The 21,314-nt window shown below is 64.5% G+C and carries 14 protein-coding genes; 7 read left to right on the top strand and 7 right to left on the bottom strand.

What is annotated here, in order from left to right; all coding sequences use genetic code 11:
• Positions 1-32 precede the first annotated feature (32 nt).
• Positions 33-1,001, bottom strand: a complete 969-nt coding sequence (gene rluD / locus F455_RS0108970; RefSeq protein ID WP_018972951.1) for a 23S rRNA pseudouridine(1911/1915/1917) synthase RluD — start codon at positions 999-1,001, stop codon at positions 33-35.
• A 111-nt stretch (positions 1,002-1,112) separates the two neighbouring features.
• On the opposite strand from rluD, the gene F455_RS0108965 reads away from it, so the two are divergent.
• The 3 genes from F455_RS0108965 (at position 1,113) to F455_RS22915 (ending at position 3,977) form a co-directional block, all read left to right on the top strand.
• Positions 1,113-1,928, top strand: coding sequence for an outer membrane protein assembly factor BamD (locus tag F455_RS0108965; protein WP_018972950.1), 816 nt, complete (start codon positions 1,113-1,115; stop codon positions 1,926-1,928).
• A 92-nt stretch (positions 1,929-2,020) separates the two neighbouring features.
• A complete protein-coding gene (gene cfa / locus F455_RS0108960) occupies positions 2,021-3,154 on the top strand; it encodes a cyclopropane fatty acyl phospholipid synthase (RefSeq protein WP_018972949.1) in 1,134 nt (377 codons plus the stop codon).
• A 154-nt stretch (positions 3,155-3,308) separates the two neighbouring features.
• Positions 3,309-3,977, top strand: a complete 669-nt coding sequence (locus tag F455_RS22915) for a hypothetical protein (RefSeq protein ID WP_157578557.1) — start codon at positions 3,309-3,311, stop codon at positions 3,975-3,977.
• A 151-nt stretch (positions 3,978-4,128) separates the two neighbouring features.
• On the opposite strand, the gene F455_RS0108950 is transcribed toward F455_RS22915, so the two are convergent.
• Positions 4,129-7,161: a TonB-dependent receptor gene (locus tag F455_RS0108950; RefSeq protein WP_083918848.1), complete on the bottom strand. Its 3,033-nt coding sequence runs from the start codon at positions 7,159-7,161 to the stop codon at positions 4,129-4,131.
• A gap of 464 nt (positions 7,162-7,625) precedes the next feature.
• Between F455_RS0108950 and parC the strand changes: the two genes are divergently transcribed.
• Positions 7,626-9,866: a DNA topoisomerase IV subunit A gene (gene parC, locus F455_RS0108945; protein WP_018972946.1), complete on the top strand. Its 2,241-nt coding sequence runs from the start codon at positions 7,626-7,628 to the stop codon at positions 9,864-9,866.
• 8 nt (positions 9,867-9,874) lie between these two features.
• Here the strand turns inward: parC and F455_RS0108940 are convergent, their stop codons facing one another.
• Positions 9,875-10,768, bottom strand: a complete 894-nt coding sequence (locus tag F455_RS0108940; protein WP_018972945.1) for a hypothetical protein — start codon at positions 10,766-10,768, stop codon at positions 9,875-9,877.
• 192 nt (positions 10,769-10,960) lie between these two features.
• On the opposite strand from F455_RS0108940, the gene F455_RS0108935 reads away from it, so the two are divergent.
• Both F455_RS0108935 and ppnP read left to right on the top strand, forming a co-directional pair.
• The gene (locus F455_RS0108935; RefSeq protein WP_018972944.1) at positions 10,961-13,342 is read left to right on the top strand and encodes a penicillin acylase family protein; all 2,382 of its coding nucleotides are present in this window, start codon (positions 10,961-10,963) and stop codon (positions 13,340-13,342) included.
• Between the two features lie 8 nt (positions 13,343-13,350).
• Positions 13,351-13,668 carry a pyrimidine/purine nucleoside phosphorylase gene (gene ppnP, locus F455_RS0108930; protein ID WP_018972943.1) on the top strand — a complete coding sequence of 106 codons (318 nt, stop codon included), beginning with the start codon at positions 13,351-13,353 and terminating at the stop codon, positions 13,666-13,668.
• A gap of 52 nt (positions 13,669-13,720) precedes the next feature.
• Here the strand turns inward: ppnP and F455_RS0108925 are convergent, their stop codons facing one another.
• On the bottom strand, positions 13,721-18,271 hold the full coding sequence (locus F455_RS0108925; RefSeq protein WP_018972942.1) for a beta strand repeat-containing protein: 4,551 nt from the start codon (positions 18,269-18,271) through the stop codon (positions 13,721-13,723).
• A 208-nt stretch (positions 18,272-18,479) separates the two neighbouring features.
• On the opposite strand from F455_RS0108925, the gene F455_RS0108920 reads away from it, so the two are divergent.
• A complete protein-coding gene (locus F455_RS0108920; protein WP_018972941.1) occupies positions 18,480-19,379 on the top strand; it encodes a helix-turn-helix transcriptional regulator in 900 nt (299 codons plus the stop codon).
• A gap of 55 nt (positions 19,380-19,434) precedes the next feature.
• On the opposite strand, the gene dapE is transcribed toward F455_RS0108920, so the two are convergent.
• From dapE to F455_RS0108905, 3 genes are read right to left on the bottom strand one after another with little or no spacing between them, the layout of a single operon-like run.
• Positions 19,435-20,565 carry a succinyl-diaminopimelate desuccinylase gene (dapE, locus tag F455_RS0108915; RefSeq protein WP_018972940.1) on the bottom strand — a complete coding sequence of 377 codons (1,131 nt, stop codon included), beginning with the start codon at positions 20,563-20,565 and terminating at the stop codon, positions 19,435-19,437.
• Positions 20,562-20,915, bottom strand: coding sequence for a Spx/MgsR family RNA polymerase-binding regulatory protein (locus tag F455_RS0108910; protein WP_018972939.1), 354 nt, complete (start codon positions 20,913-20,915; stop codon positions 20,562-20,564). The genes dapE and F455_RS0108910 overlap by 4 nt, the downstream gene beginning before the upstream one ends.
• The gene (locus tag F455_RS0108905) at positions 20,912-21,298 is read right to left on the bottom strand and encodes a VOC family protein (protein ID WP_026293217.1); all 387 of its coding nucleotides are present in this window, start codon (positions 21,296-21,298) and stop codon (positions 20,912-20,914) included. The genes F455_RS0108910 and F455_RS0108905 overlap by 4 nt, the downstream gene beginning before the upstream one ends.
• Positions 21,299-21,314: the final 16 nt, after the last annotated feature.

Genomic DNA, 21,314 nt, shown 5'->3' with positions numbered 1-21,314 from the left:
GTTGTGTTGAGAACGTCGCTGGGAATCTTACGTCATCGCCCCGTCTTCGTATCCTCGCGCAGTGCGTGAACGAGCGCGGCGAAATCCTCCGGCACCTCCGCCGTAACGCTGACCAGTTCGCCGCTGACCGGATGCTCGAATTCGAGCTTTTCCGCATGCAGCGCCTGGCGCTTGAAGCCGCGCAGGGTTTCGACGAGTTCGCTCGTCGCGCCCTTGGGCAGCTTCATGCCGCCGCCGTACTGGCTGTCGCCGACGAGCGGATGCTTGGCATGCGCCATGTGCACGCGGATCTGGTGCGTGCGCCCGGTCTCGAGCCGGCATTCGATCAATGTGTGCGCGCGGAAACGCTCGCGCACGCGGTAGTGGGTCAGCGCGTGCTTGCCCGCCGGTTCCTCGACCACGGCCTGCTTGAGGCGGTCGCGCGGATGGCGGCCGATCGGCGCATCGACACTGCCGCCGGCGATCATCGGGCCGAACACGACAGCGACGTACTGGCGGTGCACGTCGCGCTCCTGCAGCGCCTCGACCAGCCGCGTATGCGCGCGCAGCGAACGTGCGACGACCATAACGCCGGAGGTGTCCTTGTCGAGCCGGTGCACGATCCCGGCACGCGGAATCTCGACCAGCTTCGCGTCGAAATGCAGCAGCGCGTTCTGCAGCGTGCCCGCGGGCTGACCCGCGCCCGGATGCACGACGAGGCCGGCCGGCTTGTTGATCACGAGCAGGTCGGCGTCCTCATAGCGGATGTCGAGCGCGATCTGCTCGGGTCGCAGCGGCACTTCCTGGCCGGGCCGCGCATGCAGCGAGACGAGCTCGCCGCCGTGCACGATCTGCCGCGGCGCCGCCTGCGCGCCGTCGAGCAGCACGTCGCCAGCCTTGATCCATTCGCTCAGGCGCGAGCGCGAATAGTCCGGAAACATCTGCGCCACGGCCTGGTCGAAGCGCAAGCCTGCCGCGCTATCGGGGATGGGCAAGGTCTGGACGGGATTGGAGTTTTCCATGCTGAATCGAATCTGGCTGTGGGGGCGGTGAAGTTCCGGAGTACCGCGGCTTTGGGCTATTATCGCCGCTCTTGCCGCCTCACGGCCCCCTTCCCCATGCGAAATTTCCCGATGCGCCTTCCGCTGTCCGCCAAAATCCTGCTGTTGCTCCTGCTCGCCGTCTTCGCCGTGGGCTGCCATCGCGAGAAGAAGCAGGACGAGACCGAGGTGCTGCCGGTCGAGCAGATGTACGACTCGGCCAAGGAAGCGCTGATGTCCGGCAACCAGACCAAGGCGATCCGCTACTACACGCGCCTGATCGCGCGCTTCCCGTTCGGTCCGTACACCGAGCAGGCGCAAATGGAGCTGGCTTTCGCCCAGTACAAGGACGGCAAGGAAGACGAAGCGCTGTCGACGATCAACCGCTTCATCAAGACCTACCCGACGCAGAAACACATCGCCTACGCCTACTACCTGCGCGGCATCATCAACTTCGACCGTGACCGCGGCTTCCTCGCCAACTGGGCCAACCAGGACCCGACCAAGCGCGAGATGGCGAGCACGCTGCAGTCGTTCGAGGACTTCAACGAACTCGTCACCAAGTTCCCCGACAGCCGCTACTCGCCCGACGCGCGCCAGCGCATGATCTACCTGCGCGACAACCTGTCGCGCGCGCAGGTCCACGTCGCCCAGTTTTACTACAAGCGTGGCGCCTACGTCGCCGCGATCAACCGCAGCAAGGACGTGTTCGAGCGCTTCGCGCGCACCCCGGCCGCGGGCGACGCGCTCGCGATCACCACCCTGTCCTACAAGGCGCTCGGCCAGGAAAAGCTCGCCAGCGACACCGAGCGCGTGCTCAAGCTCAACTACCCCGACCACCCCTACTTCAGCGGCCACTACCCGGACTACGGCCACTGGTGGATGCGTCTGGTGCCGTTCCACGGCTGAGAAGCACAGAGCGGCGGAATGGTAGCCTCCACGTCAGGAGCTTGATAGATTGCGGCTTCACCCCAAATTCTTGTGGCGTTTGAGGCTTCGCCATGGTCCGCAATACTGCGCGCAATCGGGTTGAATCATTGCTGACGCTCGCCGGCGTGCGTATCGACGGTGACGCACCGGTCGATATGCAGGTGCACGACGAGCAGCTCTACGCACGCATCATCGCGCACGGTTCGCTCGGCCTCGGCGAGGCCTATATGGATGGTTGGTGGGACGCGGCGGACCTCGACGGCTTCCTGTTCCACCTGCTCGATGCGCATCTCGACGAGCGCGTCGGTGGCATCGACGATGCGGCCCTGTTTCTGCGCGCCAAGCTGGTCAACATGCAGCGCGGCCGGCGCGCGTACAAGGTCGGCGAGCAGCACTATGATCTGGGCAACGACCTGTTCCACGCGATGCTCGGCAAGCGCCTGGTCTACAGCTGCGGCTACTGGAAGGACGCGCCGGATCTCGACGCAGCGCAGGAGGCCAAGCTCGACCTGGTCTGCCGCAAACTCGACCTGAGGCCCGGCATGCGCGTGCTCGACATCGGCTGCGGCTGGGGCGAGGCGCTCGCGTACGCGGCGCGGAAATACGGCGTGACCGGTGTCGGCGTCACCGTGTCGCACGAGCAGGCGGAGTATGCGCGCGAGCTGTGCCGCGACCTGCCCGTCGAGATTCGCGTGCAGGACTATCGCGAAGTGCCCGATGAAATCGGCGATCAGAAATTCGATCGCATCTGGTCGATCGGCATGTTCGAGCACGTCGGCGTGAAAAACTACCGCGCCTATTTCGAGACCGTGCGCCAGTCCCTGCGCAGCAACGGGCTTACCTTGCTGCACACGATCGGCGGCAACGAATCATCCAGCCACACCGATCCTTGGATCGAAAAGTATATTTTTCCGAACTCGATGATCCCGTCTGCCGCGCAGATCGCGAAAGCCGCCGAAGGGCTGTTCGTGCTCGAGGATTGGCACGGCTTCGGACCTTACTACGACCGCACGCTGATGGCCTGGCGCGCGAATTTCGATGCCGCCTGGCCGGCGCTCGGCGAAAAATACGGCGAACGCTTCCGCCGCATGTGGCATTTCTACCTCGGCGCCTCGGCGGCGAATTTCCGCGCACGCCGGCTGCAGCTCTGGCAGATCGTGTTCTCTCCGCGTGGCGTGCCGGGCGGTTATGCAGCGGTGCGCTGACGCCGCACCCGCGACGGTCTAGCTGCTGCCGCCAAGCGTAGAACCAACACGCGGGCTTGCGGCGAGCGCAGGGCGTCGCTCACTCCGCGCATTCGCAACTCGTCAGCGGCCGTGTGGCGATGTAGGTCAGGTTGTTCGTATAGGAAACGAATCCATGCTGCCGCCCGTAGAGTCGCAGCAAGCAGACATCGGATTTCTTCTGCACGAAGAAGGCATAGTCGGTGCCGGATGGCGCGGGCACGAGGAACGGCCTCGGGCCAAACGCTTTGTCCGCGAGCGCCCAGCGCGCTTCCCGCGCGAGCGATTCGCCGGCATCCGCGCTTTCCCCCTGTTCGACGAGGATATCGCTCAAGCCACGCTGCATTTGCTCGGCGCAAGCCGCGGTGGACAAATTGGTTACTCGCGCCACCGATGCGCACGCAACGAGACCCACAGACATCGACGCTATCGCGATCATCCGGCGCAGATGCGTGATTTCCTCACGATCAATGCTCACGGAATAGCCTGGCGTAAGCTACAGACACCTGGAGTGCTTAGGCCCGGATCGGCGCCGGTGTCGACGACGATCGTCGCCGCGTGCCCCGGGCACAGCACGGCGGACAGCGCCAGCACAAGTAGGAATGTGGATTTCCGGGGCTTTCCAAAGATATTGGGCATGATCGTCTCCTCAAACCCTGACTGCAACCGGTATTCGGAAAAGACGCAGTTCGCGGCAAAAGCCGCTCATCTCCAGTCCAATGCATACGAAACCCCCGATGTGAAGCGCACCGACTCGTCAGCGGGAAGATGCATCGGTATGGCAGTAGAAAGTTTGCGCTCGTAAATTCTCGGCCTCATCCGTGGAGAATGGAATGCCAATACGACATGCTGGCGATGAGGATGAGGTCAGGCGGGATTGGCTTTTGAACGAACGGTAGGAGCAGCCTCGACGCCGGTGAAGGCGCCGAGGCTCAAGCGAAATCCCGTTCCTTACCTCAGAAGTCCACGCGCGCGCTGAAACGAACATAGCGCGGTTGCTGATAGTCCGTAGTCAAACCAAAGGTGTTCACCGTTTGCGGATTGCCCGCGTTGCCGTCGTGGGTCATCGAGACGCGCACCGCATTGTGATCGTTCAGCAGGTTGAACACATCGATGCCGAAGGTCAGTTTTGCGCCATCAATCGGCGGGCTCCACTTGACGCCGACATCGAGGCTTTTGATCCAAGGCGTGCGCCCGACCGTGCCGCGCTGGACCAGCTTCTGGATCGCATCGCCATTGGCATCGGCTCCGGCATTGCAGTAGTTGCTGCTCGGGCCATAACTCTGGTTGATGCTGCGCAGTTGGTCCTCGCCCTCCGGTCCGGTCAGCGGCAGGAAGCCGATGCAGCTGATCGGACCACCGGACTCGACCAGCAGATTGCCGGACACCATCCAATTGGGCGCGGGTTTGTAGGCGCCGAACAGCTTGAACACGTGGCGGTGATCGTTGGGCAGATTGCCGTTGATGCCGTCGGTGAACGACGGGTAGTCGAAGTCGGCCGTGGTCCCCGCATCGCCCTGTTGGAAATTCGAATCGACGTAGCCTTCCGCATTGCCATAGTCATGCGACCAGGTGTACGAGGCGTGCGCCCACCAGTTGTCACTCCACTGCTTTTCGACGAACAGTTCGATCGAGTTGTAGCGGCGCTTGTACTTCGGCAGCATGAAGTACTTGGCCGGGATGGTGACATTGGTCAGCTTGCCGTCGCCGTTCAAGTCCAGCTTGAACGCATTGTCCCTGCCCGGGTTGAGCAGCATGCAACTCGGCAACGTGCTGTCGTCGAAATTGGTATAGCCATGATCCGCTGCCCAATTGTCGAATGCGCCGGGCCAGCAAAAATCATCCATGCCGGCGCCGACTTTGCGTATTGTTGTGCTCACGCCGCCCGACCAGCGCTCCGCGAACGCATGCTGGAATCCGAGAATCAGCTCATCCTGATACATCGGCTTGAGGTTGGTCGCCGCAAACTGACCGGGTGAAGGAATGACGCCAGACTCGCTGACGACCGTCGAACCGAGATGCTGGCCCAGGGTGATCGGCGCGCCGGTGCGCGGATCCTGCCCGGTGAACGTGTAGAAGTCGGAAATGAACGTCTCGGCGCGGCTCGCGCGGATGTTCGTGTTCGATGCCACCGGGATGTAATAGCGGCCGAGCGTGCCGAACAGCTTGTTGGCGGAATCACCGGTCATGTCCCAGGAAAAGCCGAGACGCGGCGCAAGCTGGTTGCTCGACTTGACTGTGCTGCGCCCCAAGCCATCCTTGTTGTCGAACGTTTCCTCGCGCAAGCCGGCGTAAAACATCCAGCGATCGTTGAACTGCCAGGTATCCTCGATATAAGCCGCGGTATTGTCGACCTTGTACATGCCGCTGGCTGCGGAGACGTGACGGGCGCGCACATACTCGGTCGTGCCGTCGGGCGGCGTGACACCGTTGATCTTGCCGCCAAGATACACGTAGTAGCGCCAGTACACGCCACCGGTATAGGTGTAGCCCAGGTCGGTGGAGGTGAATTTCTCGCCGTCGAAACCGCCACGCAGCGTGTGGCTGCCCAGCTTCCATTCCAGATCAAGGCGGCCGGCACTGCGTTTGTCGTACGGGTTCGTGCCTTTCGGATCGGAAATCGTGATGTTGTTCTGGTTGTAGCATCCCTCAGGAACCAGGTCGCCACTCGCCCCGTTGTTGACCGTGCGGCCGTCTAGCACCCAGGGGCAATCCGCACCCGGTAGGTTGCGTGGGTTGCGATAGTTGTCCATCTTGAATTGGCCGTATTGCGCCGACAGCGTCAGCGCGTCGGTCAGATAGCCGGTGTACTTGGCGATATAGAGGTCGCCGCCGCTGATATCGGTGTAGCGATCAGAGGGAGCGAGATGCTTCGTACTCCAGAGCGAATCGCCGTTGTCGTAGGTTTGCACCGTCGTCCGGTCATGGCTGCTGATGCCGGTGAACTCGAGCAGGTGATGATCGCTGATGTTCCAGTCGACTTTGACGAAGGCGTGCGGCGTCTTCACCGTGCTACGGGCGTTTTGATCCCGTCCGTAGGCAGTATTGGTTACCGGATTGAAGTCATCGCGGGTATTGGATTGACCCTCGATCATCGCATAGACGAACAACTTGTCGCGCACGAGGGGCCCGCTGATGTAAGCGTTGTAGGTGACGTTGTTCTGTTTGTCGGACTCATCGAAGATCACGTAGTCCTGGCCGTTCGGATTGCGCACGTTCGGACCCTGCGAGCGCAGCGCGTCTGGTTCCCAAAATGCCGCTCCGCCGAACTTCCAGTCGTTGCTGCCGCGCTCGGTGACGATGTTGATGACACCGCCGAGCGAGCGCCCGTATTCGGCACCGTAGCCGCCGGTCTTGACCTGTTCCTGCGCGATCGCATTGAACGGCAGGGTGAAGTAGCTCTGGAACGTATGCAGATTGGTGACATCGAATCCGTTGATGTAGTAGCCGTTCTCCGCGACCGACGAACCACCGAACGAGGCGAGGTTGCCGAAACCAGGATCACCCTTGACCGTGCCCGGCGCGAGCAGGGCCACATTGGTAATGTCGTGGGCCACCGGCAGGACGGCGAGCTGCTGAGAAGTGAAAACCGTGGTCGATTCGACCGAGGACACGTCGATCGGATTGACCGCATTGGCAGTCACGGTCACCGTGCCCAGAGAAGTGCCCGTCGCCGCGCTGACAAAATTCACTTCCGTGCCGGTGCCGACATTGACGCTTGCATCGCGCGAACCGGCGTCGGTGGTGACCTTGTAGCGACCCGTCGGCAATTGGGCGAAGCGAAAGCGACCTTCGCCGTCCGCCGCGATCGAACGTTTGCTGCCGGTGTCTAGGTTTTCGAGTGTCACCGAAGCGCCGGACGACGCCTGGCCAAAAATCGAACCCGTGGCTTGCTGGGCGTGAAGCTGGCCTGCGGCGATGCACGCGCCGAGGGCAATTGCCAGACGTGTCAGCAAGAGGTTCGAGTGCCGAGATATGGAACGAATCATGTGATCTCCCTTGAATCAGGCAAATACGCGCCGAAAACCGTCGATAGCGACGGCACCGAAAAAAGTGCGCCCTGAAGCGCACCTACGTCGTCCCCAAACATGGAAAACCCCGAAACGCTGGATCCGGTACGAAGATCGGTCCTCGCACCTGCCGCACACCCCTCATGTCCCTGCGCGGCCGCCAAACTATCTTTGCGATTGCTTGTGAGTGCTTGCGATACCTTTTGGTTTTGACCTGGCAAACCCGAAATGGAAGTCTGCGCTTCCGCAGACCATGACTTCTGGCACCCCCGGGGCACCGTAAATAAAAAGTTAAATTAAGTCAACAAATGTATAGAAATTTCGTCCTACGCAGATCCACGCACCGAAATGGAGCATTTCGCCGCACCTAGCCGATGCCGGCTCATTCCTGATTTCCGGCACAATAGGCGGCTTATTTCCACCCGGGCCGCAAACGATCCCCGATGAATCTGCAAGCCAATTACGAACAACTTCCGCTCAAGGAATTCGCCGAGCGCTCGTATCTCGACTACTCGATGTACGTGGTCCTCGACCGCGCGCTGCCGTTCATCGGCGATGGCTTGAAGCCGGTGCAGCGGCGCATCGTCTACGCGATGAGCGAGCTCGGCCTCGATGCCGCGGCGAAGCCGAAGAAATCGGCGCGCACGGTCGGTGACGTGATCGGCAAATTCCATCCGCACGGCGATTCGGCCTGCTACGAGGCGATGGTGCTGATGGCGCAGCCGTTCTCGTACCGCTATCCGCTGATCAACGGCCAGGGCAACTTCGGCTCGCCCGACGATCCGAAGTCGTTCGCGGCGATGCGCTACACCGAATCGAAGCTGACGCCGATCGCCGACCTGCTGCTCGACGAGCTCGGCCAGGGCACGGTCGAATGGACGCCGAACTTCGACGGCACGCTCAAGGAGCCGTCGTGGCTGCCCGCGCGCGTGCCGCACGTGCTGCTCAATGGTTCGACCGGCATCGCGGTCGGCATGGCCACCGACATTCCGCCGCACAACCTGCGCGAGGTCGTCGAAGCGGCGATCCTGCTGCTCGACGAGCCGGAAGCGTCGATCGCCAACCTGTGCCAGAAGATCAAAGGCCCGGACTTCCCGACCACGGCCGAGATCATCACGCCCAAGGCCGAGCTTAAGGCGATGTACACGAGCGGCAACGGCTCGGTACGCGCGCGCGCACGCTACGTGATCGAGGACGGCAACGTCGTCGTCAATGCACTGCCGTACCAGGTCTCGGGCGCAAAGATCATCGCCCAGATCGCCGAGCAGATGCGCGCGAAGAAGCTGCCGATGCTCGAGGACCTGCGCGACGAGTCCGACCACGAGAACGCGGTGCGCCTCGTCCTGATCCCGCGCTCGAACCGCATCGATCTCGACGAGATGATGCAGCACCTGTTCGCGACGACCGATCTCGAGAAGAGCTACCGCGTCAACCTCAACATGATCGGCCTCGACGGTAAGCCGCAGGTCAAGGATCTGAAGAAGATTTTGAGCGAGTGGCTGCGCTTCCGCGAGCAGACCGTGACGCGCCGCCTGCAGCATCGCCTCGACAAGGTCGAGCGCCGCCTGCACCTGCTCGAAGGCCTGCGCATCGCCTTCCTCAACCTCGACGAAGTCATCCGCATCGTGCGCACCGAGGAAGAGCCGAAGCCGGTGTTGATCGCGCGCTTCCGGCTCAGCGAGGAGCAGGCCGACTACATCCTCGAAACGCGGCTGCGCCAGCTCGCGCGGCTCGAGGAAATGAAGCTCAACGCCGAGCGCGATGCGCTCGAGGAAGAACGCGCCAAGATCACGGTGATCCTCAAATCGCCGGCGAAGATGAAAACACTGATCAAGGACGAGTTGCGCGCCGATGCCGAGAAGTACGGCGACAAGCGCCGCTCGCCGATCGTCGAACGCGAGGCCGCGCAGGCGCTCGACGAATCCGCGCTCGTCGCGAGCGAGCCGATCACGGTGATCCTGTCCGCGAAGGGTTGGGTGCGCGCGGCCAAGGGTCACGACATCGACGCAGCGTCGTTGGGCTATCGCGAAGGCGACGGTTTCCATCAGGCTGCAAAGGGCAAGACCGTACAGAACGTTGCCTTCATCGATTCCAATGGCCGAAGTTATTCGACGCCGGCGCATACGCTGCCCTCCGCGCGAGGCAACGGCGAGCCGCTGACCGGCCGCTTCACGCCGGCCGGGGGCGCGCGCTTCGACGCGGTCGCGATGGCTGACGCGGCGACGAAACTCGTGCTCGCCTCCGACTTCGGCTACGGCTTCGTGACCAAGTTCGAAGCGCTGCTCGCGAACAAGAAGGCCGGCAAGCAGATCATCAATCTCGACGACGAGGCGCACGTGCTCGCGCCGGCCTACGTGAACGATCCCGCGCGCGACCGCATCGCCGTGGCGACCAACCTAGGCCACTTCCTCATGTTCTCGGTCGCTGAGCTGCCCGAACTCGATAACGGCGGCAAGGGCAACAAACTGATCGAGATTCCGAAAGCGAAACTCGGCGAGGGTGAGCGCGTCGCCGGCATCGCCGTCGTCAGCGAAGGTTCGGGCGAAGTAACGGTCTACGCCGGCCAGCGCAAGCTCATCCTCAAGTGGGCCGACCTCGTCGAATACAACGGCAACCGCGCCCAGCGTGGCGGCAGCCTGCCGCGCGGCTTCCAGCGCGTGGAGCGGATCGAGACGACGGGCTGATCGCAGCGTCAGCGCATTGCACAGCGGAATTGCGCCGAGACGGTGCGTGCCGTCTCCGCGATGCGCAGCTGCCACGCATCACCGATGCGCGCGATGCGCAGCGGCACGGTCACGCTCGCGGCGTTGCGATCCGGCGTGAGCAACAGGTCGAAGCTCGCCGCATCGTGCCAGCCTTTGAACGCCAGCGCGGAGTGGTCGCCACCGAATTGACACGACAGTACGAGACGCGGCCCGGTCTCGTCGAGCGCGGCCACACGCAGCGGACGCGTTGCATCGTCCGCATTGAACTCGACGAGATGTCGACCGTCAGGCGCCGGTGCGACCAAGTCAGCGGCGTTGTGCACGAACGCGATCTTGCCGTTCGCCGGGTTGACGAGGAAGCTGCCCGGCGCGTCGTGGGCGAATTCGACTTCGACGCGGTGATAGCCGCTGCCTGGCAGGCGACCGAGGTAGCGGTGCGTTTCGCCGTCGCCATCGGCGGTCGCAGTCGGCGGGCGATTCCAGTCGACGAACTCGACTGTCGCGCCCTGCGCCGGGCGTACGCCAAGGAGTTCGCCGGCGCGCGCCGCGGCTCCCGCGGCCAACGCCTGGCGTTCGCCTGCATCGAGGCATGATCGATTCGCCGGGGCGCAATGGAAGACATCGGCGGCGACCGGCAGCGGCAGCGCATCGGCGCCGACGATCGGTGCGACGCGGATCGCGTCGACATCGGCCGGCGTAAGCAGAACTGTTTCGGCGCGGCGGTCGGCGGCGGCAGGCGCAGATGCAGCAAGATCGAGCACACCCGGGCTGTCGAAGCGCATGCCGCGGTCGACTTCGGTCGCAGCGAGCGCGGAAGCACAGAATGCGATCGCCGCAACGAGGCAGGCGCGGCGGGTAGAGCGCAGGCTGGAGACGTTCATGGCGTGGATTTCCAAAGCGGTTGCGGCACCGTCGTCGCCAACGGCATCTAGCGCGAATTCTCACATGTGGCGGCAAGCGCAATGCGCGACCGGTTGCCATTTGATCCGTGAGGCATTTCGCATTGCGTGGGGTGCACCAAAGCCGCGACGCATGCCTTACCATCGCCATACATCCCTGTTGCGCCCAAGCCCATGCTTCTGCGAATCCTGCGCCGCCTGTTCCTCGCCTTGATCGTCGTTCTGGCCGCCGTCGCAATCGGCGCATACCTCCTCGTCCGTGCCAGTCTGCCGCGGCTCGAAGGCGAGATCGCTGCGGCACGCTTCGCCGTCACGGTCGAGCGTGATGCCGCAGGTGTCGCGACGATCAAGGGGCCGGACCGGACCAGCGTTTCGTATGCGCTCGGCTATGTGCACGCACAGGAGCGCTATTTCGCGATGGACCTGATGCGCCGCGCTGCCGCGGGCGAGCTGTCCGAACTGGTCGGCGCGGCGACACTGAAGCTGGACAAGCAGCGTCGCGTGTTCCGCATGCGCGCGCGCGCCGAAGCGTCGCTCGCCGCGCTGCCGCCCGAGCAGCACGCCGATGTCGCCGCGTATCGCGACGGCGTCAACGACGGCCTCGCCGCGCTCGCATCAAGGCCGTGGGAATACTGGCTGCTCGGCACCCAGCCCAAGCCGTGGACCGAAGCCGACTCCATCCTCGTGCTCGATGCGATGTTCTTCGACCTCAATGACTCGAGCAACGCGCGCGAACTCGCCTACGCGAAGATGAAGGCCGCGCTGCCCGAGAGCGTGGTCAAGTTCCTGCGCACGACCAGCGGCCCGTGGGACGCACCGCTGTCCGGCGCGGCGATGCCGCTGCCGACGCTGCCGCCCGAAGTCGACATCGACTTGCGCAAAGCCGACGCCAAGCTGATCAAATTGGCCGATGCCATCTCTGCGCCGGTCGACGTGCTCGGCAGCAACAATTTCGCCGTCGGCGGATCGCTGACTCAAACCGGTGCGGCGATGGTCGCGAACGACATGCATCTCGGCCTGCGTGTGCCGAACATCTGGTTTCGCGCTCGGCTGCAGTATCCGAATCCGCACCATGCGGGCGAGAGCATCGACCTGATCGGCGTCACCCTGCCCGGCCTGCCCTCGCTCGTGGCCGGCAGCAACCGCCATGTCGCCTGGGGTTTCACCAACAGCTACGGCGACTGGCTCGACTGGGTGCGCGTGAATCTTGATCCGGGCGACAAGAACCGCTATCGCACCGCTGAGGGCTGGCAGGCGATCGCGAAAAGTACAGAAATCATCAAAGTACACAACGGCGCCGACGAGAAGCTCGAAGTGCGCGACACGCAATGGGGCCCGATTCTCGCCGACGACGCCGACGGCACGCCGCTCGCATTGGCGTGGACAGCATTGCAACCCGGCGGCAGCAACATCGAACTGCTCAATCTCGACTCCGTCGCCTCGGTCGACGAGGCGATGGCAGTCGCCAACCGCGCCGGCATGCCGGCACAGAACTTCACCGTCGGCGATGCCGCCGGCAACGTCGGCTGGACGATCGCCGGGCGCATTCCGCACCGTGTCGGCGACTGCGATCCGCAACTGCCCTGCGACTGGAGCCGGGCCGGCAACGGCTGGGACGGCTGGCTCGATCGGGCCGACTATCCGCACGTGATCAACCCGCCCGCAGCACGCATCTGGACGGCGAATTCGCGCACGCTCGATTTCGACTCGCCCGCATACACGCGCGTCGGCGACGGCGGCTTCGACCTCGGCGCGCGCCAGCAGCAGATTCGCGACGACTTGCAGGCGAAACAGCAGTTCGCGCCGGCCGATTTCCTCGCAGTCCAGCTCGACGATCGCGCCTTGTTCCTGCAGCCATGGCACGAGCGGCTGCGCAGCGTGCTGGCGAACGCAGAGTCAGCCGATCTCGTCGGCATGAAAAAGTATACCGATGACTGGAACGGCCACGCGGATCCGAATTCCGTCGGCTACCGGCTCGCGCGTGCCTTCCGCCTCGAAGTGCTCGACACAGTGCTCGGCGGCTTCGCCGCGGCGGTGCGAGCAAAGGTCCCCGATTTCAAATTTCCGGCGCAGTTCCAGAGCGAACATCAAGTCGAAGCGATCCTGCAGGGCCGCCCACTTTATCTGCTGCCACCGGGCTACGCCGACTGGGACGACCTGCTGCGTCAGTGCGCGCAGCGCGTCGCCGCCAAGCTAGACGCGCAGCCGGGTGGACTCGCCGCGCGCAATTGGGGCGAGGTGACAAAGACGAATATCGCCCACCCGCTCAGCGCAGCGGTGCCGCTGCTCGGCAAGCTGATCGACATGCCTTCAGAGACGCTGCCGGGCGATAGCAACATGCCGCGCGTGCAAGGCGCAACGTTCGGTGCGAGCGAGCGCTTCGGCGTACAGCCGGGACACGAAGAGAGCGGCTATTTCCACATGCCGGGCGGACAGAGCGGTAATCCGCTGTCGCCGTTCTATGGCGTTGGCCACGAGGATTGGGCTCAGGGTAAGCCGACTCCGTTCCTGCCCGACGCCACAAAGTATAAACTTGCATTTTTGCCAAAAGGATAATACGCGGCATGACTACTGAAACCCTGAACCCCGCCAGCGTCGCCACGAAGGCCAACCTGTTCGCCGACGGCAAGTGCGTGTCGCACACGCTGCATTTCGCCGACGGCAGCCGCAAGACGATCGGCGTGATCCTGCCGTCGACGCTGACTTTCAACACCGGTGCGCCCGAAGTCATGGAAGGCGTCGCGGGCTCGTGCGAATACCGCCTCAACGGCAGCGAAGAGTGGATCAAATCCGCCGCTGGCGAGAAATTCAGCGTGCCGGCGAACTCGAAGTTCGAGATCCGCACGAACGAGGGCTACCACTACATTTGCCACTTCGGCTGAGACCACACAGGCACGGGCGGATTTGCTCCGCCCGTGCCGAACAAGAGACCGCTCAGCACGCGCTTTCGCGGCCGGTCGAAGCGATGCCGATCCCGGCCATCAGCACCCCGATCAGCAGCAGCGACCACAGGTTCGACGCCGGCGCCGGCACGGCTGTCGTTGCGGGCGGCGCCGCGGTCACGACGACCAGCAGCGGCATCGTCGTCACGACCGGCTGGAACGCGGCATCGCCAGCATAGTACGCGGCGATCGAATGGGTGCCCGGCGTGGCAAGCGTCGTCGAACAGGTCGCCGTGGAATTCGTCGTGCCCGCCACCAGCGTCACCGCCGGCGCGCACAGCAGCGTGCCCGTACACGTGCCGCCGCTCAATGCGCCGTCGCAGAACAACACGGTGCCGCTCGGCGGATCGCCGGCCACGGTCGCCACGATCTGCAGCTGTTGGCCAGGCTGCGCCGAAGCCGGCCCGCTCAAGGTCAGCGTCGTCGATTTCTTCGCGATCGTCACGTTGCGCGTCACCGGTGTCGCGACCGCGTGACCGACATCGCCCGCCTGGCTTGCAGTGAGGGTGCAGATGCCTGCTGCCCGCATCGTGACCGTCGCCGTCGCGGTCGGCGCGGCGAAGCTCGTGCTGCTGATGCTGCACACGCTGCCGGTGCTCGTCGAGAACGCGGCTTGCAGGCCAGAGTCGGTGTCGGCAGTGATTGTGAACGTGCCGTTCGTCAGCGTTTGCGTTCCCGGATCCGGGAACGTGATCGTCTGCGCCGCGAGGCCGATCGCGACGTTCTGCGTCGCTTCCTTCGCCGCCGCATAGTTGCCGCTCGCACTGGCCCCGGTGTTCGCCGCAAGCGTGCAGGTGCCCGCGCTGACGATCGTCACCGTCGTAGCGCTTACCGTGCACACTGGCGTCGTCTTCGACGAATAGACGATCGGCGAATCACCGTCCGTCGTCGCCGGCGGATTGATCGCGAACGTGCCGCCGCTGACGTAGGTCTGCGCCGCCTGCGGCGGGAACGTGATTGTCTGCGCCGCCAAACCGATCGCGACGTTCTGCGTCACCTCGGCCGCTACGGCGTAGTTGCCGCTCGGGCTGGCGCCCGTGTTCGCCGCAATCGTGCAGGTGCCGCGGCTCACGATCGTCACCGTCGTGGCGCTGAGCGTGCACACCGCAGGCGTTGTGGACGAATACACGATCGGCGAATCGCCGTCCGTCGTCGCCAGCGGATTGATCGCGAACGTGCCGCCCGCCGAATACGTCTGCGCTGCCTGCGCGCCGAAAGTCAGCGTCTGGTCAATCGGGCTCACCGTGGGCTGCGGCGCCGCGATGTAGGTCAACTGGTAGGGAAACGGCACGCTCGCGCCCTTGCCGCCGATGTTGACGGCCGTGCCGGCGGCGCGCTGCGGATCGTCGAACCACGCCAGCGTGCCACCCAATGCCACGCTCGTTCCATACCGGTCAAGGCTGGTGTACGCGGCGACGGTCGGCGTCGGCGAGCCGTAGATCGCCGTCACGCCGCTGGCCGTCACCAGCACGTAGGGAAAGCCTTTCAGCACCGGATACGGATAGCCCGCCACCCACGTCGCAGACGTGTCCCACAAGCCGGTCGCGATCGGACCTTGCGAGAGCCATTGCACCGACGAAAGGCCCTTTGCGTCAGCGGCGGCTCCTCCCGTGAGCCCCGCCAGCGAATCGGAGGTGACGATGCCCTGGAAGCTCACATCGGTATTCCAGAAGCTGTGCGCGATGCTGCCGCCGTGCTGATCGGCGTTGGCGCTCACCAGGGCGCCGGCATTGATGCCCGAGAGGCTGGCGATGGCGTAGGTGTTGCTGATCGCGCCATAGTTGGTGCCCACCAAGCCGCCGACATAGCTGTCGCTCGCCGTCACGCTGCCCGTCACGTAGGCGTTGCTGATGCTGCTACTGCTTCGCCCGACCAGCCCGCCAACGGTGTTGCCACCCGACACGCTGCCGCTGACGTAGACATCGCTGATGCTGCCATCGAGCGAATAGCCCACCAGCGCACCGACCCACATGCCGCCGGTGACGGAGACATTGCGCAGCGCCAGGTTTTGCAGAACCATTCCCGTGGCCTTGCCGAACAGGCCGATGCGGCCGCCGTCGGGTTGGTTGATAGTGAGGTTGGCGATGAAGTGATATTGCCCGTCGAGACTTCCGCTGAAGTCGTTGCCGTCGCTGCCTATCGTGAAGAACCCCGTCTGCGCCCACATGCCGTTGCTGTTCGCCGCCGTGCCGTCGTTGCGGCCGGTTTCGCTCGCGTCGAGGTTGCCGAACAAGGTGTAGGGGCCGCCGAGCACATAGCTCGCGCCGAGCACCAGGTTCATCAACTGCAACTGGTGCGTGGTGTCGATCGTGGTCGCGTATTCGATTTGCAGGAACGGGCGCGTGTAGCCGTCGAACACTACCCAGGCGTTGTCGCTGGTCGTGCAAACGTACAGGCAAGTCCAAGCGCCGAAGTTGGCGTAAGCGCTTTGCTTGAAGGCGTAATTGGCCGCGCCGCTTTGCGCCGGGTCGCTGGTGACGGCGCTGACATTGGCCACGGTACCGATGCCGCCGGCACCCGTCGCACTGTTCTGGCCGGTGCTGAAACTGTCCCAGTAGCTGTTGCTGACAGTGCTTTGATCTCCGCTATCGCCCAGCAGGCCGCCGACCTTGCTGCCCGCCCCGGACACCCGGCCGCTGGCCCAGGCATGGGCGAGGCTGCCGCCCAACGTGCCGCCCAGCAGACCGCCGGCGCCATCGTTCGCGACCGTCACGCTGCCGGTGGCATAGGCATAGTCGATGCTGCCCGTGCTGAAACCCACCAGACCGCCGCCGTAGTTGGTGCCGGAAACATTGGCGGTGGCGAAGGCATTGCTGATGCTGCCGTCGTCGCTGTAACCCACCAACCCGCCGACCGCGTAGTAGCCCGAGACCGAACCGCCGTCCACGCCCACATTGCGCACCACGCTGCCGATGCCAATGGCGCCGAACAGGCCCGCGCACAGACCGCTGCTGCCGGGGTTGATCGTCGGATCGACGACCACATGCCCGAGTCCGTCGAAGCGGCCGTTGAAGCCGCCACTGCAATCGCCGATCGGCACGAAGCCCTCGCCGCCGTTCCAGCCGCTCGTGGCCGTGGCGTCGATGTCGTTGAACAGCGCGAAGTTGCCGGCGAGGTTGTCGTTGATCGCCTGCAACTGGTCGAGCGTGGTCACGGGCGTGTAGAGCAGCGCGCTGGCAGCGCTGGCGCTTTCCGCCTGCACGTACACCGCGCCGGGCAGGGATTTGAGGTACGGCGTGGTTTTGCCGTTCTGGTTGTCCCACACGGCCGCGTCGAAACTGCCCGGCAACGCCGAAACCAGATTCGCCAGCGAAATCGCCGTGCCGACGCCATTGTCCGGGTGCGCGCCGGCCGTGTCGCTGGCGAACCAGCCGTCGCTGACGCTGCCGCCAGGGCCGGCATCGTTGAGACCCACCAGACCGCCGACATAGCTGTTGCTGCTGGCCGAAACGCTGCCGGTGGCAAAGACGTGCTCGACGGGGCTCATGTTGTGGCCCACGAGGCCACCAACCTGGATGCTGCCCGTCACGTTGCCGGTGGCATAGGCGTTGCGCAAGGTCTCGCTGGCGGTGGCATTGGTCTGGGTGACTCCCACCAGCCCACCGATGCTGTCCTGCCCCGTTACGTTGCCGCTCGCCCAGACGTTGTTGACGGCACCGCCAGATTGGGTGGTACCCACGAGGCCGCCGACCGCACCCGTGCCGGTCACGTTGCCGCTGGCCCAGGCATCGGCGATCAGGCTGCCGCTGCCGTTGTGGAAGCCCACCAGACCGCCGACGAACAGAGTGCCCGAGACGGCGGCCGTGGAATAGACGTGGGCGATGACGCCGAAGTTGTCGCCGACCAACGTGCCGACCCACCCACCGCCCGACACGCTGCCGCCGCGCACGCCGACGTTTCGGATCACGCCGCCCGAGTTGTAGGAAAACAGTCCGGTGTCGTCGACGCTACCGGCAATGACGAGATCGAGCAACTGATGGCCGAGGCCGTCGAACCGACCGCTGCCGCCAAGGAAACCAAGCGGCGTCTGGCTGGTCGCGCCGCTCCAGTCCACATCCGCCGCCAGCGCGTAGGCGCCCGTGATGGTGCCGTTGGAGGGGGGACGGATCGCTTCCAGTTCGGCAAGGGTATGGATCAGCGTGTAGGCCGTGCCGTTGACGCGGTAGCTTTGCCCGGTTCCGGTGAAATCCACGCGCCCGGTGAAGCCGCCGGCCGTCAGCGCCATGGCCACGCCGCCGTCGGCAGCGGACGCGGCGGTTTCAAGCGACAGACCGGCCGAACCCGAGGCCGTCATCACCGCACCCACGTTGACGCTGCCGGCGGGCGCGGACAGCGTCAGCGTGTGCGCACTCCAGTTCACCGTGTCGAGCACGACAAGATCACCCGACGCGGCCGTCAGTGTGACGTCGCCCTGGGCAAGCCGCGCCGACAAGCGCGCGCCAGTGATGTCGCCGCCATACGGTGCGATCACGTAATCGGCGAACGCCGGCGCGGCCACGGCAAGCGCCGCGAGCGCGGCAAAAAAACGAAGCACGAAACGCATGACATTCCCCCGCTGTGAGCGGCGCGACGAACAAGGCGATTGATCCGCGATGTTGCGGTCGACGTCGGGCCGGGCACAATCACACTTTGGAGTGAGGCGCACCGGCGAGGGACAGAACATGGGTGATCGCCATCACGCTTGGAAACGGAATTGCGCCGACGCGACACGGTAAAATGGGCGTCCAACAACTACGCACAGATCGACAGCGATGAACGTGAAGTTTTCCGAATCCGACATGCAAGCGCGCTTCCAGCAGCGCTTGGTCGAGTTGTATGCAGCCGAGCCGGATTTGCACTCGCTGCCGCGCGAAGTATTCGCCTGCCTCGAACTGGCGGTCGCAAGCGACGCGGGCGGATGCGACGTGGCGGGCTTCGGCGAATTTCATCTCGCCAGTGGCGAGTTCCGCGTCGAGTATTCGCAGGTCGATCCCGATCCGCAGCGCCGCGCGCAGGGCGTCGCCGCGTATGCGAAGCACGCCGGCAGCCATCCGTTCTGGGGCAGCGACCCGGCCTTCTTCGGCGAACGCGCGCTGCGCGAATCGGATTTCTTCAGCGACGAGGAATTCATGGCGCTGCCGATCGCGCGCGAGGTGTTCCTGCCGTCGAACGCGCACCGGCAGATGAAGGCCGTGATCATGCAGCACGGCTACGCACTATCGATCTCGGCGCATCGCACGGTCGGCAAGCCGGCGTTCTCCGACGCCGAGCGCGATCGCATGCAGGAACTGCGCCGCCATCTTGCGATCGTCTACCGCCAAGCGCTGGAGCGCACCGCGCAATCACTGCCGCCGGCCGAGAAACTGATCCACCAGTGCCCCGATCTTACGCCGCGTCAGCGCGACGTGGCGCGCCTGCTCGCGGACGGCAAGTCGAACGACGCCATCGCGCAACTGCTCGGCGTGCGCCTCGACACGGTGAAGAGTCACCTGCGCCTGGTGTTCGACAAACTCGGCGTGGACGACCGCCTCGGCGCGGCGTTGGCCGTGCATCGGCGGCCGCCCTTCGCGCGGCTGCCGCCGATGTGGACGCTGCCTGGTTCGCGCTGGTCGCCTGCCGGCGAACACACCATTGCCGCACCCGCGCCTCAATCGACTGCAGCGGCGGCCTGACTAGACGCGCATCAGCCGACAGTCTCTGCGACGACTTTGCACTCTTCCTCGGCCGTCAAGCCAGCAACTTCTCGCCGATGCGCAAAAAGAGCGCTGGCAGCTTCTCCAGTTCGTCGAGCGCGACGTGCTCGTCGATCTTGTGGATCGAGGCGTTGAGCGGCCCGAGTTCGACGACTTCGGCGCCGAGCGGCGCGATGAAGCGCCCGTCCGAGGTGCCGCCGCCCGTATTCGCTTCCGGCGTAACGCCGCAGATCTCGCGCACAGCTGCGCTCGCCGCCGCGCGCAATGCGCCTTCGCGCGTGAGGAACGGCTCGCCCGACAGGTCCCAGGCGATTTCGAAATCGAGGCCGTGCCGGCGCAGGATCGCATCCACGCGTTCGCGCAGCGAGTCCGAGCTGCTCTCGGTGCAGAAGCGGAAATTGAAATCGACTTCGAGCGCGCCCGGCACGACGTTGAGCGCGCCGGTGCCGGCGCGGATATTCGAGATCTGCATCGAGGTCGGCGGGAATTCCTCGTTGCCCTCGTCCCATTTCGTCGCCGCGAGTTCAGCCAGTGCCGGCGCGGCGAGATGGATCGGATTCTTCACCTTGTCCGGATAGGCAACATGACCCTGCACGCCGCGCACGACGAGTCGCGCCGACAGCGAGCCGCGCCGGCCGACGCGCATCACGTCGCCGAATGTCTGCGCGGATGAAGGCTCGCCGACCACGCACCAGTCGATACGCTGGCCGCGGCGGCGGAATTCCTCAACGACGCGGCGCACGCCATCGAGATTGGTCGGCCCTTCCTCGTCGCCGGTGATAAGCAGCGCGATCGTGCCCTTGTGCGTCGGGTGATCGCGCACGAACGATTCCAGTGCGAGCGTCATCGCCGCCACGCCGCTCTTCATGTCGGCCGCACCGCGGCCGTATAGACGTCCATCGCGGATCGTTGGCTCGAACGGCGGACTCGTCCACTTGTCGAGCGGCCCCGGCGGCACGACGTCGGTATGGCCGAGGAATACGAGCACCGGTCCGTCGGAGCCATGCGTCGCCCAAAGATTGTCGACCTCGCCATAGCGCAGGCACTCGATCGTGAAGCCCGCCCGCGCGAGGCGATCGGCGAGGAGTTGCTGGCAACCGCGATCTTCCGGCGTGACCGAGGGACGGCGGATCAGATCGATCGTGAGGTCTAGGATGTCGCTCATGCGTCGAAAATCTGTCTGAACAGCTTCTCGGTGAAGCCCAGGCTCACCTCGCCACCGCGCACGACGACGGGACGTCGAACAAGTGCGGGATATTCCTTGATCAGCAGCAACCACTCCGGATCGGACTCGGGCGACTTGCGGTTCGGCGGCAGGTTGCGCCAGGTCATGCCGCTGCGGTTGACGAGCTTGTCCCAACCGCTGACCTGCTTTGCCCAGTCCTTCAGTGCCGGTGCGTCGACGCGATGCTCGCGATAGTCGATGAATTCGTACGCAATCTCGTGTTTGTCGAGCCACTTGCGCGCCTTCTGGCAGGTGCTGCATTTTTCCAATCCGTATACTTTGGTACTCATGCCTTCGATCCGAAATTGAGTTCAATGCCATTGCCCGTGGGATCGCGGAAGAATATCTGGCGCTGGCCGGTCAGCGGTACATCTTCGATTTCATACGCGATCCCGGCAGCCGTCAATGCGGCGCGCATCGCTTCGAAATTCTCGCACGTGAACGCAACGTGATCGAATGTCGGCACGCTGCCGACCTCGCGTATTTCACCCGCGCCAGCCTGGGTTAAATGCAGCACATCCTGATCGTCCGCATAGAGCCAATATCCGCGACTGGGGAAAGCCGGGCGTGCGCCGACGCGCAGGCCCACCATCGCGCAGTAGAAGTCGCGTAACTCCTCCAGCAACGGGCTTGGCGCGCGAATGTTGTAGTGGTTGAGACCGATGGCTGACACGAACGGAGGAGTGCGA

It is taken from the genome of Rudaea cellulosilytica DSM 22992 (assembly GCF_000378125.1).
Classification (GTDB): domain Bacteria; phylum Pseudomonadota; class Gammaproteobacteria; order Xanthomonadales; family Rhodanobacteraceae; genus Rudaea; species Rudaea cellulosilytica.
This window is presented reverse-complemented; position numbering and strand designations above follow the sequence as displayed.